Annotated in this window: 20 protein-coding genes; all 20 read right to left on the reverse strand. The window is 39.1% G+C overall.

What is annotated here, in order from left to right:
- Position 1: 1 nt before the first annotated feature.
- The 20 genes from J4T76_RS09500 to J4T76_RS09590 all read right to left on the reverse strand — a co-directional run bounded on the left by J4T76_RS09500 (position 2) and on the right by J4T76_RS09590 (position 17,022).
- A complete protein-coding gene (locus tag J4T76_RS09500; protein ID WP_267341726.1) occupies positions 2–940 on the reverse strand; it encodes a hypothetical protein in 939 nt (312 codons plus the stop codon).
- Between the two features lie 3 nt (positions 941–943).
- The gene (locus J4T76_RS09505; RefSeq protein WP_267355903.1) at positions 944–4,276 is read right to left on the reverse strand and encodes a phage tail length tape measure family protein; all 3,333 of its coding nucleotides are present in this window, start codon (positions 4,274–4,276) and stop codon (positions 944–946) included.
- 214 nt (positions 4,277–4,490) lie between these two features.
- Positions 4,491–4,907, reverse strand: coding sequence for a DUF6631 family protein (locus tag J4T76_RS09510; RefSeq protein WP_267345770.1), 417 nt, complete (start codon positions 4,905–4,907; stop codon positions 4,491–4,493).
- Positions 4,908–4,979: 72 nt separating this feature from the next.
- A complete protein-coding gene (locus J4T76_RS09515; RefSeq protein WP_267355901.1) occupies positions 4,980–5,741 on the reverse strand; it encodes a hypothetical protein in 762 nt (253 codons plus the stop codon).
- Positions 5,742–5,760: 19 nt separating this feature from the next.
- Positions 5,761–6,210, reverse strand: coding sequence for a phage tail terminator protein (locus J4T76_RS09520; protein ID WP_065569086.1), 450 nt, complete (start codon positions 6,208–6,210; stop codon positions 5,761–5,763).
- Complete coding sequence (locus J4T76_RS09525; RefSeq protein ID WP_267341736.1) at positions 6,207–6,728, reverse strand: gp436 family protein; 522 nt, start codon at positions 6,726–6,728, stop codon at positions 6,207–6,209. Before J4T76_RS09525 ends, J4T76_RS09520 begins: the two co-directional genes overlap by 4 nt.
- Positions 6,729–6,779: 51 nt before the next feature.
- The gene (locus tag J4T76_RS09530) at positions 6,780–7,706 is read right to left on the reverse strand and encodes a hypothetical protein (RefSeq protein ID WP_267345766.1); all 927 of its coding nucleotides are present in this window, start codon (positions 7,704–7,706) and stop codon (positions 6,780–6,782) included.
- A gap of 61 nt (positions 7,707–7,767) precedes the next feature.
- Positions 7,768–8,127 (reverse strand): hypothetical protein, encoded by a 360-nt coding sequence (locus J4T76_RS09535; RefSeq protein WP_267345765.1) that lies wholly within the window; start codon positions 8,125–8,127, stop codon positions 7,768–7,770.
- 65 nt (positions 8,128–8,192) lie between these two features.
- Positions 8,193–9,269 (reverse strand): hypothetical protein, encoded by a 1,077-nt coding sequence (locus J4T76_RS09540; RefSeq protein ID WP_267345764.1) that lies wholly within the window; start codon positions 9,267–9,269, stop codon positions 8,193–8,195.
- A gap of 231 nt (positions 9,270–9,500) precedes the next feature.
- Positions 9,501–10,106: a phage virion morphogenesis protein gene (locus tag J4T76_RS09545; protein WP_267345762.1), complete on the reverse strand. Its 606-nt coding sequence runs from the start codon at positions 10,104–10,106 to the stop codon at positions 9,501–9,503.
- Positions 10,081–11,310 (reverse strand): PBECR2 nuclease fold domain-containing protein, encoded by a 1,230-nt coding sequence (locus J4T76_RS09550; protein ID WP_267345761.1) that lies wholly within the window; start codon positions 11,308–11,310, stop codon positions 10,081–10,083. Before J4T76_RS09550 ends, J4T76_RS09545 begins: the two co-directional genes overlap by 26 nt.
- Positions 11,303–12,799 carry a DUF935 domain-containing protein gene (locus tag J4T76_RS09555; protein WP_267355899.1) on the reverse strand — a complete coding sequence of 499 codons (1,497 nt, stop codon included), beginning with the start codon at positions 12,797–12,799 and terminating at the stop codon, positions 11,303–11,305. Before J4T76_RS09555 ends, J4T76_RS09550 begins: the two co-directional genes overlap by 8 nt.
- Positions 12,799–14,478, reverse strand: coding sequence for a hypothetical protein (locus tag J4T76_RS09560; RefSeq protein WP_267341746.1), 1,680 nt, complete (start codon positions 14,476–14,478; stop codon positions 12,799–12,801). Before J4T76_RS09560 ends, J4T76_RS09555 begins: the two co-directional genes overlap by 1 nt.
- Positions 14,478–15,026 carry a phage protein Gp27 family protein gene (locus tag J4T76_RS09565; RefSeq protein WP_267341747.1) on the reverse strand — a complete coding sequence of 183 codons (549 nt, stop codon included), beginning with the start codon at positions 15,024–15,026 and terminating at the stop codon, positions 14,478–14,480. Before J4T76_RS09565 ends, J4T76_RS09560 begins: the two co-directional genes overlap by 1 nt.
- 2 nt (positions 15,027–15,028) lie before the next feature.
- A complete protein-coding gene (locus J4T76_RS09570) occupies positions 15,029–15,325 on the reverse strand; it encodes a VpaChn25_0724 family phage protein (RefSeq protein WP_267341748.1) in 297 nt (98 codons plus the stop codon).
- A gap of 6 nt (positions 15,326–15,331) precedes the next feature.
- Positions 15,332–15,634 carry a DUF2730 family protein gene (locus J4T76_RS09575; protein WP_065574282.1) on the reverse strand — a complete coding sequence of 101 codons (303 nt, stop codon included), beginning with the start codon at positions 15,632–15,634 and terminating at the stop codon, positions 15,332–15,334.
- Positions 15,631–15,834: a hypothetical protein gene (locus J4T76_RS09580; protein ID WP_267341751.1), complete on the reverse strand. Its 204-nt coding sequence runs from the start codon at positions 15,832–15,834 to the stop codon at positions 15,631–15,633. The genes J4T76_RS09575 and J4T76_RS09580 overlap by 4 nt, the downstream gene beginning before the upstream one ends.
- Positions 15,827–16,018: a hypothetical protein gene (locus tag J4T76_RS11915; RefSeq protein ID WP_443135222.1), complete on the reverse strand. Its 192-nt coding sequence runs from the start codon at positions 16,016–16,018 to the stop codon at positions 15,827–15,829. The genes J4T76_RS09580 and J4T76_RS11915 overlap by 8 nt, the downstream gene beginning before the upstream one ends.
- Positions 15,939–16,406, reverse strand: a complete 468-nt coding sequence (locus J4T76_RS09585; RefSeq protein WP_267355247.1) for a hypothetical protein — start codon at positions 16,404–16,406, stop codon at positions 15,939–15,941. The genes J4T76_RS11915 and J4T76_RS09585 overlap by 80 nt, the downstream gene beginning before the upstream one ends.
- Positions 16,399–17,022 carry a transglycosylase SLT domain-containing protein gene (locus tag J4T76_RS09590; protein WP_267355245.1) on the reverse strand — a complete coding sequence of 208 codons (624 nt, stop codon included), beginning with the start codon at positions 17,020–17,022 and terminating at the stop codon, positions 16,399–16,401. Before J4T76_RS09590 ends, J4T76_RS09585 begins: the two co-directional genes overlap by 8 nt.
- Between the last annotated feature and the right edge of the window lies 1 nt (position 17,023).

Consider the following 17,023-nt stretch of genomic DNA (forward strand, 5'->3'; position numbering starts at 1 on the left):
CCTATATTTTTTCAATTGCAAAAAAATCAATATTTGTTACACGAAAACCGTTTTGAAAAATAATAAATTCGCGACCATCATCGGTTTTAATCGTATCTTCTGCCGCTCGACTTAATCCTGGTACCCAGTAAACACCATCTAACGCTCCCCAAAATTGAGTTGCACCTTTTGTCACGTCAACAATGGAAACAGGATAAAGTGGTGAGTAGCTATCAGGTGATGCAGTTAATGCATTGATTTTTTTATTGCCATAATAATAAAATTGTTCAATACCTCTTGGATAAACTAACATTGTTTGGCTACCTTTTGAACCATAAAACTGTTGCCATGATTGCGCTGGGGTAAATACATAAAAATGATTGTTACGCGGGTCGATAATTGAGGAAAAATAATCTGTTGTGATTGAATATCGCAGTAATTCATTATTACAACTACCTGCAATGACAAGTGGATAAGGGTACTCATTTGGCAATGCGTTTGGTAGCATAAATCCGCAATAACAACTTGAATAAACAGTTGTCATTTTTGTTACCACAACAAAACGACGATTATTAGCAAAAAACCAGTAATGTAGTGGATTATTATCAGCAAATAGTCCAACTTGTGTGCAATTTAACATACCGCTAAATATGTCATTGGGTTGATTGATTAATTCAACATTAAAGTAGGTTCCACCGCAGAAATAAAGATTATAAGTATCATTTAAAATGCTATTATCTGTTTTACACGCAACATAAATATTATTGCCAACAGTCGCTCCCGGCGCACTCCATGCATATGATTTTCGTTTTGCTATAGTTGCTGTAGCTGCAGTTTCGCCGCTGTAAATTTCTGTCCAGTTATCACCTGTTTTAACTAATTCACTATCAGTTGTTAAAAATAGATTTAATTTATCCAGTAAATCGATTTCGTTATCTGCAATTCCACTTTGATACGCCATAGATTAAATCTCCAAATCTTGTTTAATTGTTTGTCTATTTGCTCGAATAAATGTTTTAAATGCTCTACCACCCGTCACACTATTAATGCCACGACTGACCATATCACCCGCATCAATGAATAGTTCTTGCTGAATAACGGGACTTAATACAGTTGGTGAGCTTTTGCGTTGTTGGTTATCATCAAGTAATGGCGCTTTTGGAATATTGACATTGCTAACAGGTCCACCTGTTGCATAATAATGTAATCGTCCCGTATTGATAGCGTGAAGATAGTCGAGACCGTATTTTTTCACAGATTCAGCTTTCACAACAAATTCACCGTTTGATAAGCGAGCAGGGATTGAATCTGATGTGCTTGTACCGGGTCCACTGATATAACCACCAGTCGCTGCCACAACAGATGCTGCACCGGCTAACCCAGACATAGCAGAACTACCCGCACTAGCCGATGTAATTGCTGTGTATAAGGTCGCTGCACCACTTGAAAATGCGCCTGCCATTGCACCTGTTAATCCTGCGGTGCCCGTTGTCATTGCGGTAGTTAATGAAGTGCCCAGTTCAACCGAACCAACACTTGTCGCAGAGGTTATTGCTGTGCTCATCAATTCTGCTGAAGCGATAGCACTGGCATTTTCTGCTGTATCGGTTATTGAGCTAAAAAGTGATTTACCCAAATTACTGAGTTGATTCATGGCAATATCAGCAAGACCTTTACTTGCTACCTGAGCCATTGCTGATACGATACTTTGTGCAAGGTTTAATAATGCGTCTTTTAATTCAAACGTACCTTTTGCTAAAGAATCAAGACTACCTTGGATACCGCTTTGCAACCCGTTTTTAAATGCATTGGTTAATGCATCGGTAGTTTTATTTAGTTCTGCAATTTGCAGCTGAAGTGTAGCAAGTGCTTTTTGTGCATTTTCCCCAACTTGACCCGGAAGCGTTGTCATAGCTTGCAAAGTAGGTAAATATTTGGCAAGTTCTTGCGCTGTTTGCTTGTGCAAATCAACTAATTGGCTTTGTCCTTCAATTTGTGTAATTAAACCAGCAGTTACTTGTGCTTGTATACTTTGTTCTTTTATTGACTGTTGTGATTGTGCTTGCTGAACTTTTGCTAAAATTTCGGCAAGATTTGCTTCAGCTTTTTTTAGTGGCAATAACTGGTCAATTAAATCAATACCTTCAATATTTTTATTGGCTTTAAGTTGCGCTATAACGGCTTGATACCATCTATCAATTTCTGCTGTTTTAATTCTGGTTGGGTCAAACAATAACGAATTGAGTTGATTTTGTAATTCGTCATTAAGTTTTTTATTTTCGTGTGCTGTAATTGCATTATTTGCCGCATTAGCTCGATTACGTTGCTCTAACGTTAATTTTTGAGAATCAATCAACGTTTGCCGAGTTGCATATGTTTTTTGTGTCTGCTTATCCACTTGTGATTCCAGCGATTTTATAAATTGTTCTGTTTCACGTGCTGCAGATTTTGCCGCTCGAGCTGATTCTTGTATTGCTTTTTTCTTTGCTTCGTGCGCATCTATCAATTTTGCATTAGCGATGATTTCTTTTTTGAGCTCTGGGCTAGCGTTTTTATACTGACCTTTTTCTATTTCATAAAGTGCTTTAGCAACTGCTGTGCTTTTTTCTTGTAACGCAACTTTATTTTTTAATTGTTCGTTATATTGTCTTAGCTGTTTATCCGTGATTTCTTTTACATCTTTATCATATTGACCGCCTGAAAATGATTTACCGTCTTTTGATTTAACCCCTTGTGCTTGTAAATCTTTACGACCCTTTTCATCGGCCCACAGCGATTCATATTTTTTACGTAATTCATCAACAGCTTTAGCTTGTTTTTCGGCATCACTGGCATTTTGTTTATGCAGCTCATCAAGCTCTTTTTGGGCATTGATTGCTTTTTCATTAATTACATCTGTGTCATGCTTTTCTTGTGCTTCTTTTTGAAGTTTATCTCGTTGAGTCTGTTTTTCTTGTAATGCTTTATCATCATTTTTAGTATATGGAATAGATACTGACCCAGGAACAATATAAAAACCTCTATTTTTAGCTCCCTCCATTCGTTCAATATCTTCGTCTGAGCTTGATAACCCTAAACTAAATTTTAGCTCTTTTTTAAATCCTTCACCTATATCACTCACGCCATTTTTGAAAAGGCGCCACGCATTTTCTAACCAATTGAGCTGTTCTTTCATCTTATTAGCGCTGACTTCCATCTCTGAAGCATATTTATCTGTAGCGATTGCAATAGCCTCTTCGGTTCTACCTTGCTCTTCTAATGCGCTTATACGCTGATAAGTAGCCAGATCTAAAAAGTGATATTGTTTATTACTTTCAACAGCCCAGCTTGTGACCGAATTTTCAATACCTTTAAATGATTGAACGGCGTCTTGGGCACTTTTTTCTGTCACAGTTGCCATATAGGCTGATGCAGTAGCAATATTTTCAATCGTTTTTGCTGATAATCGCCCCGCTGATGTCAGTTCTGCAATAACACCACGTGTTTCACTGTAGTTATGATTAATTTTACCGATACGCTGAGACATAGCCTCAAGCCCGCCTGCGGTAGCACCGGCATAATTACCCGTTGAAATTAAGGCACGATTAAACCGCTCTTGGTCTGAAATTATCGTACTTATCACTTGGGACATTTTGTAAAAAGTCGCGATGAAAACACCCACCGATAATGTGGCTGCACTAAATAATGGCGGTAATCGTCCAGTCATGTTGCCAATTGTCAGCAATGAATTTCCCGCTGATGCAAAATTACCACTCGATAATTGTTTAAACATACTGATGATGCTACGACGGGCGCCTTTGGTATTTAAATCTAATTTTTTAGTACTTTCATTGAGCGTTTCAACCGTTGATAATGCAGCACGTTGATTATTGATTTTCCCAAGATAATCATCAAACGTATCAGTATCAATCACGCCTGCTTTTTTGGATTTCCTTAATTTGCTTTCTAGCTCATCTAAACGACTTAGACCTTTTGTAGCAGGATCAATACTAGCAAGTAATTTGTCTAAACCTTGGCGCAGTTTTTCAACTTCTTTTTTATGCGCTTCAGCTGCTTTAGCGGCAATACTTTGTGCTTTAGCTTGTTTTTCAGCAGCAGCGGCAGCTTGCGCACCACGGTTCATTGCCTCAGTTTGTGCCGTATAAACATCTTTGATGCTTTGAGCACTTTTTTTGTTAGCATCTTGAGCAACATTTGCTGACTCTTTCAGTTCAGCATTTAATTGACTGATATTATCTTTTGCTCTATTCACATCAGCCGTGAATTTCATTGCAATATTCATATCGTTATTAGCCATTATTATTGCTCTCCGCGTAACTGTTTTACAAACTTTGTAACTTGTTTACCACCATTAAAGCCAACACAAATATCTTCAACTCTGTTGGCTCGTTCTCGATTTTGTAACTTAATTAATTCATCGTAATACAGCAGTAATTGGCGTTGCGTATAATGCGGTAACTGCTGTGGATCATGTCCGTTTTTAATTAATAGTGTAAAAACTTCACTCCAGCTTACTGATTTGCCTGTTTTGCAGCGTTTTGCCGAATGATTTTGCGAGTTACCGCGTTCATAAAAAAACGAGAGTTAACAACCCACCACCAATCAAGTAATTGCAAACCATCTTCATATAACAACGCTTCAATAAACGAAATCGGTTTTTGAATAGAGGTACTGATTAATGAATAAACCAATTCTAAATTACCCATAATAATTGTGTCGGCTTGCTCAATAGTGATTTTGTTTGTACCGTTCATTTCATTCACAATTAATGCAACAAACTGGTCAATCTCATTACTGATTGTTAGTGCATCTTTAAATGAATATTCACGTACTGTAATTGTTTCACCAGCTAGCACGATCTCACGATTCGGCATTAATGTTGCTAAATCATTTGATTCTTCTTTTGTTGCTGTCACTTTTTCTGCCATGTTATTTACCTACTAATAAAATTAGAGAGTTGAATAATTAGCGGTGACACATCACCGCATAATAAAATAAATTTATTTCGCCTTTTGAACGTATGAGCCAAAATAACCAAGTGAACTATCCTTGTTTTGACTCATATCAGCCAAGACCGTGGCAGTAAGCGGTAATTCACCGTATCCCTCATTGTGTAGTAACGAAAAGTTAGAAATTGGATTGAATTTAACGCGGAATAGCTCCACAATTACATGTTCATTTTCACGGTCAGTATTGATACCATCAAGCATAAACCAACGCTCAGGCGGTTGACGGGTAAAAATGCCCAAGCTTTCAGTCTTAGCATATGAATAATCTACCGTTGCTGTTAATGCTTGTGTAGTTAATAATTTGATTAATCCTGCATAGGCTGATTCGATTTCATAATCTGTGCCTAATACTAATGTAGTTCCATCAGCAATTTTTAACTCAACATCAGCAACAAAGGGGTTAGCTAACTTTATGCGGTCACCAATGACTAAGTCGGCTGGTAATTTTTCATCAGTGACAATACCTGCCTCAACAGTAATTTTTTCACCATAAAGCGCTAACGCAATGTTTTCGATTGACCAATCTTTTAGCGTTAAGTTTAACGTGCCACTTTTACCTAGTGTTAATTCACCAACTTGTAAGCGTTGTCCTGTGTATGATTCATTTTGTGTCACGGTTTCAACACTTAACTCCATCTCGCAAGAGTCAGCGGTACCCACATGCCGAAAGGCATTAGGTCGAACGGGTGAATTGGCGGTATTACGGGTGGCAAGATTTATGGTACCTTGTAAACTCATTAATAAATCTGACATATCTTTCTCCTAAAATTATTTATCGGCTACCGATGAAGTGTTGGGTTTGAAATGAATCAATCCAAACCAGCACGCCATTTTGAAAACCTAACGTTTGCCCACCAGTCCAACTAACTGGGCGAACGCCGTCAATAAACTGAACTGTTTTACCAATCAACAAATCGCGCACAGCTCCAATCACTGGGTTAGCTAGCTGTTTAACATTTTGAATATTGGTTGCTTGGCTAGAAATATCACGAGCAACAACCACAACACCAAAATTAACACTGACTGACTGCCGTGTACCTGCGGGCTTATCGTTGGGTGTTTCTTTACCAAGCAAAACGTAAGCCGCTGGTGTCGGCGCTGAAGTTAAATCGGTTAACTTACTGTATTCAGCACTAGTACCAACAAAAACTAAGGTTTTATCCGCTAATAGGCTTCTTAGCTTTTCAGCAATCACTGAAACATCAAATGGTGCGCTACTCATCGTCCAAAATCCCGTAATGTGTTCATATCAAATACTCTTACCGGTCCAGTCTGTTTTGGTACACCACCTGCAACAGGCAATGCATCATCAATGCCTAGTGAATATTTCCCTTCAGCGACCATTTTTAGAAAGCCCAGAACTTGTTTGTAATCACGCACGATAGGATCGCTTTTTTCATCAGAAACACGATTGCGATGTAATTTGTAACGAACAATAATGCGTGCCCAATCTGTCAATAATCGAGGCACAACAGTTAATGGCAGCTTATGCCCACGCTGACGCAAAAAACCATTGATTTCAGCTTCCGAATCGTTGATTGACTCAGTAATGCGCGAAATCGTTGCATGAGCCGCAGCCACATCATCCGTCGACCAGGAAGACGTATCTTGTTTATGAATAATTGCACTAAGTAAATCACTCGAAACAGGGATCTCACCATCTTGAGCAACTGTTTGCGACAGTTCAATAAGACCCGGGCGCTCAGCGAGGTTAAGCAATGTAATATATGGAACATTCATCTTATCTCCCTCAAACCAACAATAATTTATTGTTGGTTTTAGTTCACATTATTATCCATTTGCTGGAATAACATTTTCAAACAAATAGCCCGCATCTTTAGCCACAACTAGCTCTTTGACCGATTCACCGACTCGAACACGTTGACCACCACGTAAACCGATATCAGGATCAACAATCGAACCCGAAACACGATCTTTAAATTGAGCTGTATAACCGAACGTCACACCACCTTTAGTATTTGCTAATTTATTGCGTACCGTGAATGATGCTTTATTGCCCCAAGCACGAAGTAATGCTGGCGATTTACCTGGTTTTGCACTATTTAAAAATGCATCACCGACATAAATAGCTTCTAACTCTAATAAGTCAGCTAAAAATCCGAGAGGAACTAAACCACTTTCACCGGCATTTCCATGATATGCTGAAACAATCTTTGGATGACGACGTAATATTGTGGCAACTCGACGTCCTAGTGTGCCGATATTTGGACGCTGAACCATTGCATCGAATGCATCCGTTATTAATGCTACTGGGTCACTATCAGGATTATTCCATTGCTGTGCAGAAGTTAATGTTTGTTTATTGCTGTAATTTGCACCATTAAATAGCAAATTTGCAGCTCGAACCTCACGATCTAACAAAATTAAATCAGTCGTGGCCTCAACGGCATGACCAAGTGGGTTATAGCCTGTAATGGCTGTATCAATATCATCTTGAGGGACAGGGCTATCGAGTCCCCAATCTTCAACTGAGCTTTCTTTTTCTTTGGCACTAAACTCAACTTGATTCGGTTGTGACGTCCTACCAACTTTGGTATTAGGCAAAGTAAATCGCTCTGAAAAATCAAATTCAAGCCATTTAAATGATGTGCTAGAAACAGGCACACGGGGCAAAACCTCATCGGCAATTAACTTATTATTACGGTAACCGATAGCAATTGCAGTCAACTGCGGTTCAACGGGAAAAGGACGTTGCATATAAAACTCCTATTTATAAAATTGTTTATCAAAGACCATGGACCATTAGTTAAATAAAAGGTTAAGCTTGTTTGCTTGGTGCAATCCAAATAGTGCCTAACTCATCGGCATCACCCGCAACTTCGGCATAGCCAATAATAAAATCACCTGACATTGCTTTTTTAGCTCGACCATCGGCATTTGCTGTGATTGGATCACCAATCGCAATTGTTTCGCTATAAAAAACTTGTGCCAACCCACTGCGCACAACATCAAACACTTCACCGTCACCACCACCAACAATTGTTGATACACCGATTAATAATGCGTTACCGTCAATCGCTGTTTTTGCTAGCCCATCTTCACTACCATGGCACACAATTAAACGGGGTTTGATTTCGCCTTCAGCGATTTTTGCTACTGTTAATCCTGGAATATTCATATAAAAACCTTTTGGTTAAAATTAAAATGATGCTGATATTAATAATCAGCCTGTAATTAATGCTCTTACTTTTTAGCTTTGGTTACATGCGTAACTGCTTGGCTAATTGAAATTGTATTGCCTTTGTCTGCCTGTTCTTTTTGATATGCCTTGGCTGCATCAGCAATAACTTTTGGATCTTGTTTATCAACGTTATCTTCACTATCACTAGCAGCCGATTTTTCAGCAAAGTTCATAAAAGCGGGACGCTCTGAAAGTACTTTTTTGATTAAATCAACTGGGGAACTGTTAACAGTTGCATCACCTTCAGCAAATGAAATTGGTTCATTGCCTAGTGACATAAACACTTCAACGACTGTAGTTTTATGAGCAGGTAATAATTTCCCATCTTTAACTAACTCATCAGCAAAAGCAGCAAATTCCGCTCGCTTGTTAGTTTGTTCTTTTTCTAGCAATGCTTGTTCACGTTTGGCTAGTTCAGCATTTTTAGCGTCAATTGCAGCTTGTTGTTCGGCAAAGCTAGCGTCTAAAGGTTGTGGCATTTTTTCTTTCTCCTTTTGTTTTCTGTCGGATATTGCACGCAATGATTCAAGGCGCCATTGCGGTAAAAATAAGTCAGCACTGGCAATGCCAGCTTTTTCAATCAGTAGGTCACGCAAATTAGCTAAAATTGAAATCAAATTCTCATCAAATTCTTCATCAGCCATCGAGAACTCAGCAGCACCTTGCTTGCCGTCAGATTCGGCAAAACTGGCGTCAGGCAAGCCTTTAATGGCCGGCGCTGCAGCACCTAAAAAGCCGATATGCCGAGCATAGTAATGACCGGGTTTAGGATTGCCTGGAGAATCTGGTAAATAAATTGAAAGTGAACGTTTTTTATAACTGCCCGCATTATAGGCTTCAGCAAATTCTGGATTAATCTGATCTAACTTGGCATAAACCAAACCATCTTTTACTTCAAATGATTTTGCCCACGCATACGCAGGAGCAGTTAATTTGGGGTGACCAATTACAGCAGGTGCTTCAGATAGGGTTGGATCATAGCTTTCAGCTAAATCAATACAGTTTTCTAAAGTAAAAGTGATTTTTCGACCATCTACCGCAGTATGCGTACCAGGTTTAAAAACGGGGATAAGTGCCATAAAAAATGCTCCAACAAATTGATATAGAGCATCATGACTTATTTTGAGAAAAGGGTAATCTGAACGCGGGCAGATAATTTTTTAATGATTTGGAAAGGGGAACGGCAAAATAATAGAAGAAATATACACTAAAAACTTATTATAAAGCATTTACAACACGATTAAAGTGATTCGTAAACAAACTAATTAGCCTTTTTTAGTAAAGTGGCTTAAAACGCGTTATATTGCGTTTTAAGCAAAACCCAAGTTCTCACGCACAACATCGACCAATAGCAATTTATCTTGGGCACTAATACCTAGCCATGGTCTTGCTGGAATTACCAATTGTTTTACTGGACGACCACCAACATTTAATGCATTAGCGCTGACGGGTTTAATAATTCCGCCAAATTGATGGATAGCACCGTACACTAGATTGGTACCAAACAATAATGTATTACCTTCAATCTGCCAATGCAACGTACTTCTTAGATTACCATCTAGCGTTAAAATTTTATCTTTTTGTTTGGGTTTAGATTGTTGATACCACGGTGATAATGCTTGCCATGGTATACCGTCTGGAGATTCTTGTGCATTAAAGCGTGCTTCATGAATATCAAGTAATACTTCGCCCATATGACTAAATAAACGTTGAGTATCATCTATGGCTGCTTCAATATAAAGCATAGCATCAAGTGCATCTTGTATATTAAACTCAATATTTACGCCAGTCATTTTTTCACCTATACTAGTTTGTATGTACGGGCAGCTTCCGCCAAAGCCTCGAATCCCACGTACAGCGACCCAATCGTGGCGGTGATTGGGTTTTATTTTATGTTCGTTTAAACACTCGAACACCAACCCTCAGTTGCTCTAGATAGTCGGGGTTATCAGGCGCAAATGTCGTCACACCGAGCCAACCATCATCACCCACTTCAAATACCGCAAGCATTGGCTTAACTTCACCATCAATCATAAAACGCGAGATATAACGCCGACGAACTACCGATTTTTGTAGATGATCAAAGTATTCCATTCTTGTCCAAATTTCATCGGGCAGTTTTAACGAATCCGCAAGTAACAATAAAAATTGCTCACGACCACGTTTTGTAACTTTCAATTCACCAGTTTTGCTAACAGTGAAAAGCTGTTTACCGATTACTAATGCATCACCGGCTACATCTTTAAAAATAGCTGGTTTAGTTAACGTTGCGCCAAATTTATTTAAGAAAATATTGGCATAATCTGCTTCAGTTAGGCCTTTTTCTAACAGTCTATTTTTACTTACTTCACGGATAGCTGGCCATTCATCAGTTGCTTTGCTTGATGGTAAACCTCGTTTTAAAGTTGGATCTGTATCTAATGGATTTGGTACAAAATTATCAAGTCTTGATTGTCCGGGGATATGTTCAAAACTTGGGTCAATCCCTTCTGGCACTCTTACAATACGCGGATTACCACTATTTTCACCAATCACTCTATCAACCCAATTTATTGTTGGTGCTTTGTCAGGTTGGTGTTTTCCCATTCTTTTTAAATCACCTTTAGTTCGCCCACGAACACGACATTGACAACCATAGCCATTGGGTGGAAAGTGAGTATTCCACCAAGGATCATTAAAATCTAATACCAGATGATCCCAACTTTGATGAAGTTCACGAGGGTGTTCAACATAATCACTATGCAAATATTCCATATATGGAAATTTAGCATCACGTAATTGTTGATAACGTCCAGCTTGATAAGATGAATTTAAATTCGTTTCATAGATGATACGAGTACGCCAGTTAAAACCGCCGTTATAACTCCAACCATAACGTTCTACTATCTCAGCAAAGTCTTTACGGAACTCATCCAGTGTAGTACCTTGGCTAATTGCTTTATCAATAGCTGCACGAAAATCATTTAGTAATGCATTACGATTAGCACCCGCCACAACAAAGGCATAATCATGCTCATTATTGTAGATATCTACATAGCTGTTTGTGGGCACATTTGCTTTACGTCTGAAGAATTCAATTTGCTCTTTAAATGGCAACGAGCCATATGCGACATTAACCATTTTTGCTATCCTCAAGTAGTTCTGTGCGACCTGCTAAATTAGCTGCTGTTAATGCTTCAGCCATGACCTTTGCATATTCATCTAATTGCATATCGGGAATTAGCTTAAATAACTTATCACGTAATTCTTCTAATGATTGTACGCTATCAACCAGTTCTTTAATTTGATTAATCCATTGGTCGGTAATAGGTTGCATCTCGGTATTTAAACGATTTGATTGCAACACAGGTGCAAAGTTATTCGGTTGCTGTTCGGCAAAATCAACGTTTTTTAAAGATTGCACATCAATCGGTTCTGCTGGTGCTGGTTGCGGTTTTTCTTCCCATTCCCCGCCGTACGTATCTTGCACATGAGCTAACGTTGGGCGGTAGCCAGTGGATTCAATAATATTTTTATCACGTTCTGACATTGATTTTAAATCTTCTGGTTCATCAAAAATACGTGAAACCTGAGGAACAGCAGCACCGGGAAAATTCATCTGTGTAAACCATGTACCAGGTCCACGATTCCAGCTTTCACACATTACATCAGAATCTGATTTAGCAATTGATGTTAGTACCGCAGCTTGTAATGACTCATCACCACCGATTGAACTAGATGCACCACCTGAAGAAGTGATTTGCCCAACGGTTACACGCCTAATTGCTTCGTTCATTGAGTCATAGAATGCCTTATAATCGCCTGCGCCTGAGCGTGCTATTTGTAGCAATTCAAGCGTCATGCCATCTGGCATGATGATGCCTGAATCGGTCTGAATTGCACGAGTGAGTGACAGTAAGTCCCGTTTTTGTTCAGGTGTTGCACCTGTACTATATTTTCCCACAGCCGTTGGCATGCCGAATTTTTCCAGAAAAATTAGCCAGAACTTAATATCATTGCGTTTAAAAAAGCTTGGCCAGTAAAGCCAGTGAGCAAGTCCAAGTCCATACGGTTCATCATCATGATCGGCACCTGTGGCATAATGCCAAAAGTACGGTGCATCACAAGCAACACCTTCATGCATATTATTGGGCGTTAATAAGCGCAGTTCACCCATTGGAGTAAACCGAAAACGACGCCGATCACGAACTTTGATATCATTAATCCAATATAGATTATCTTTGATGCCATAAATTAACTCCGCAACAGCATAACCATAAAAAACACCGTAGTGCATTAATTTAGTCACTCGGTCAAATCCCACCGATTTTAGTAACTCACTCATCGCGTCAGCAGCTTCAGTATCAATTGGTTTATCGCCCCCAGGCTCAACTTTCCATTCGCGTGAAATCACTGCATCTTGACGTTGGGTGAAGGCTGATTTAACTTCATCGTCGTTTAAAACTTCTTTGTAAATATCTAAACGGCCACCACCCCGATTACGAAGCACACTATCATCGGGTAGCGCTAGTGCACCCACAAAGGGACGAGTAATATCATTACCATCACCTGTTCCGGCTACTTCACGGCCAGTTTCAACGCTTGGCTTTTTGCCTTTAGACCATAACATCAAATAAATCCTCCAAAATCGTTACCGCCACGAACTGTTCCAAAACCAGTATCGGCAAATTGTCCAAATGATGAATCATTCACATAACCATATAACTGATGATAAATATCACGCTCGCCTGTTGATTGTCCCTCAATTTGTGCCGTTTTATTTAACGTTGCATACCAAGCTAAGCAGCCAGCAATTGCAGAGTCACCGTGGCGAACTAAATCAGGATCTTTTAAGTCCTTCCTCTCCAGTTTCGGTACCATTGGAATTCCGTCAACAGAGCGTACGGCACGTAAATCTTGCTCAATATTTGAATCACGTGGAATATCAATTGTGCCATCTTCAAATGCGCTGATAAATTTTTGCATCCACAGTCCATACCATTGGCGGTTTAAATTAATTTCTGCAATAAATGGTCGACCAAATTTATCTGCTGTATATTCAGCTAAAACCATGCCAGGGCCCGTAGCATCCATTGCACCACCCATTAAGCGCGGTAATTTGCTAATAATAAAAAATAAAATCTGCTGTTGTTGAGCGGATGGTACATTATTTAACTCAACCGAAAATGGCACTTTACGCATTAAATTTTGTTCAATAGCCATTGGCCAAATAACTGAAAAATGGCGATGTCTAGCAAAGTCCATTCCAAAAACATGCTCATGTTGGTGATTTAAGACTGCTATCAATGGCTCTATATCTTGCTGAATCCAGTTATCACACCACGAAATGCGATCTAATTCATCTTTTTCAGCAAAATCATCACCGCAGATCAAGCGCAATACTGGACGTTCCTCACGCATAGCACGTTCAATCCAAACACCCGGAATACAGACACCTTGACCATCACGAGGAATAGCATCAAGCTCTTCACGCATAGCGGCTTTATTTGGTCCGTATGAATTACGAATTGTTGTATACCATTTCTTTTTTGACTCAATGGTTGGCTCTTCTCCTTTCATATAACAAACACGTTCATATAGACCGTTAGCAACAGCATCATCAAATGTCACTCGGTAAACTTGTGCTGTGTCACCATATATACCGTTTTCGATATCGATAACAAATTGATTAAATGGATTGAATTTACCATTATGTGATGAAATAACGATGATGCGACCTCCCCAGATTAATAAAGCTGTTGCGGCATCAAGTACACATTGTACGTCTTGGTGAAACGCAGCCTCATCAATAATGACTAAACCTTGTAAACCACGGATATTAGCGGGACGAGAAGATAACGCCGTAATTTGATAGCCTGATGAAAAACGAATTCGGTACGCCGTGATATAACGTGAATTTTTATTTTCATCAACATCTTCAAATAGAAACTCTTCAATACTTGATACTGATGATGATTGTTGCTCGGCAATAACTTTAGAAAACTTGGCACAATAGCCGATAAATTCAAGGCCTTTTTCTTTTGTGTCACCAATATAGAAAACATTCATACCACCAGCAGATTTACGAGCACCAGCGACAAGTACCGCTTCAAAACTGAATGCAAAAGTAATACCTGTACGACGACCTTTCGGAATAGCTAAAATAGCAGCTTGAATTTTTAACGCTTCAATTTGGTGTTTCATCAACACGCCATCAAATAACGGATTAAAATTATCAGGAATATCACGGGCACGGGCGGGTAATTCCTCCCATTCAATCACTCTAACGGTGGATGCAAGTTGCTTCATTATTTGATCCCTAATACTTTTTCTTTCCAGAATTGGATTGAATTTTCATCAAGACCTTGTGCTTTGGCTACACTATTAAGATTTGACTCTTGCTCGCGCAATAACTTGTCACGTGCTGCTTTTTCGATTTCCTGCCGCTCTTTAAAACTTAATTGACGGGCTTGCATGGCTTCTTTAGCGGCTTTCGCTAAAAAACTAATATCCTTGATAGTGATATCTTCTGATTCATGCGCCTTAAATGCAGCACGCGTTGCCAGCGTTGTAACAGCCTGAGCAAGTAGTGCCCCTGATTTATCATCAACACTATCACCAAGTTCATCAACCAAAATACGTGATGCTGTTTCAATTTCACGTAAGCTATTAGTCATTTCATTAAAACCTTTTTGATAGCGGTGAAGACTAGAACGGCTTGGCGTATCAGTACTTGGGAATTTTTGTTGCAGCTCTGCAATCATTTCATCAAGAGTAAGTTGATCTGCTCGTAGTAGTTTCTCAATATAACTACGTACCTCAGGCTCTAGTTTGTGGATCGTTGATTTACGTCCCATAATTACGCTCCTGCGCTTGGACGTTTTACACCAGGCACAACAACTTTACCAGTGGCCACATCAGCACCAAAATCGGTTAAACGAGCAACAACAACACTACCGATTGTTTCGGTTTTAATTAAGTCTTGTTGTCCAAGCCAACTTAAATGGGTTTTAACTTGATCACGACTAATAGCGTGGCCATAGTGATCTAACGCACTATAGATAATACTAGAATTACTGCTATAACTTGGCATTTCATATAAGATACGCAAAATAACCAAACGTTGATCTTCTTTTAAAAATTCAGCGTAGCTCATAATTCCTCACTTGTTCTTTAATAAAAATTGGTTAATGTTATCTAATTGACGAGATAATCCTGAAAGCCGATCAGATAACTGATTTAAAGTAGCTTCATTACTACTTAATTTTTCAATCAATTTTGTTACCTGATGCTGAGTTGGTAATGACTTAACCGTCTCTTCAACTTGTGTTACTCGAATACGTAAGTCTAGTAGCTCTTTTTGGCTAGCCGATTGGCGACCAATTAACCATGAGTAAACGCCAACCACCGCCATTACAGCCCATTGCAGAAACTGCCAGTTAAAGGTAAGTTCATTAAAATTCATCGTTGTTTATTCCTTTTTTCTTCCAATACTGCACATTCAATACATAAATCAGTAACGACTAACTTTCGACGTGCTTCAGCTATAAGCTCTTCACAGATTCGACAATACAGGCTTGATACTCCCGTTTTTGCTTGATGTTTTGCTAATATTCGTTCTCGTGCTTCCATTTCAACAGTTGATGCTAAATCAGCGTTATCCATTGTTTACCTCGTTGATATATTTTATTAGTTCAATAAGTCGACCTGAGCACTGCCCGTATTGATCATAAAGCTGTTTTAAGGCTTCAGCTAAACCATCCGCCGTATTATTTCGCCGTTTTACGGGTAATTCGCATGGTACCGTCAGTTGTGCTGGTAAAACCATGGGTTGTTGCTTGAGCGGCATTTGCACGGGCTGAGTCGATGAACTGCAAGACACTATCATCAAACACGCAATGACTGCGATCATTAGCCGTTTTGTTAAGTGCATCCTGTAATGCTTGAGTTGATTGTTCATCATATAATTTCCTTTCTGCTATCTGCTGTGACAATGAATAACTTGCATCATTAGCGGTTTTAGTTAGTTGCTTTGTGCTCTCAATCAATTGACTTAAAGTATCCATTGCTTGTTGCGCTTCTAAAGCAATATATTCTTGTTTAGCCATTGATTTGCCATGACTGATACCTAATTGGTAAAGTGAACCAAAACCAACAATCAAAATTATTCCCAACAAAAAATAACTTTTATTGCTCACAAAAAAGCTTTTGATTAATTTGTATATATTTTTAATCATTACAAACTCCTAAACCCCAATTCTCAGAAATATAAACAGGCTGCCAACGGTAGATAATGCGAATCGGATAATCACGGTTTTCTTTAAAATTAATACTTTTACGTCCGCCATTAATATTTTCAACTACACCCCAGTAGTGTGTGGCATCTTGGTATTCTCGTTTTGCTCGCTGACGATCACGATTAACCCAACCCAAACCACCGTTATAAGCTGATAAAACAAATCCCCAGTGGTCACAATCACTAGCCACTTTATTTACACGTTGATATAACCAATAATCATATTGAACTAAGGCACGCAGTGCCCAAGATGGGTTGTACGGCTCATTACTACCCAATGATTTAGGGTAAGCCTCTGCAATCCAATCAGCCGTAGTTGGCATAAACTGAGCCAAACCTTGAGCACCCACATGTGATTTTGCGTTTACTTTCCATCTTGATTCCTGATGAATTTGCGCTGCAAACAATGCAATTGGCGCATCAAGACCAAAAATTGCACGTGCATTACGTGTCAGTTCCCGTTGATGTTGCTTAGCATCATTTGGTACACCTGCTATAGCAGGCGTTAAATGACAACTAAATAGCATAAATACAATAAGTAAGGTTAAGCAACGCATG

The organism is Gilliamella sp. B3022 (genome assembly GCF_028751545.1).
In the GTDB taxonomy this organism is placed as follows: domain Bacteria; phylum Pseudomonadota; class Gammaproteobacteria; order Enterobacterales; family Orbaceae; genus Gilliamella.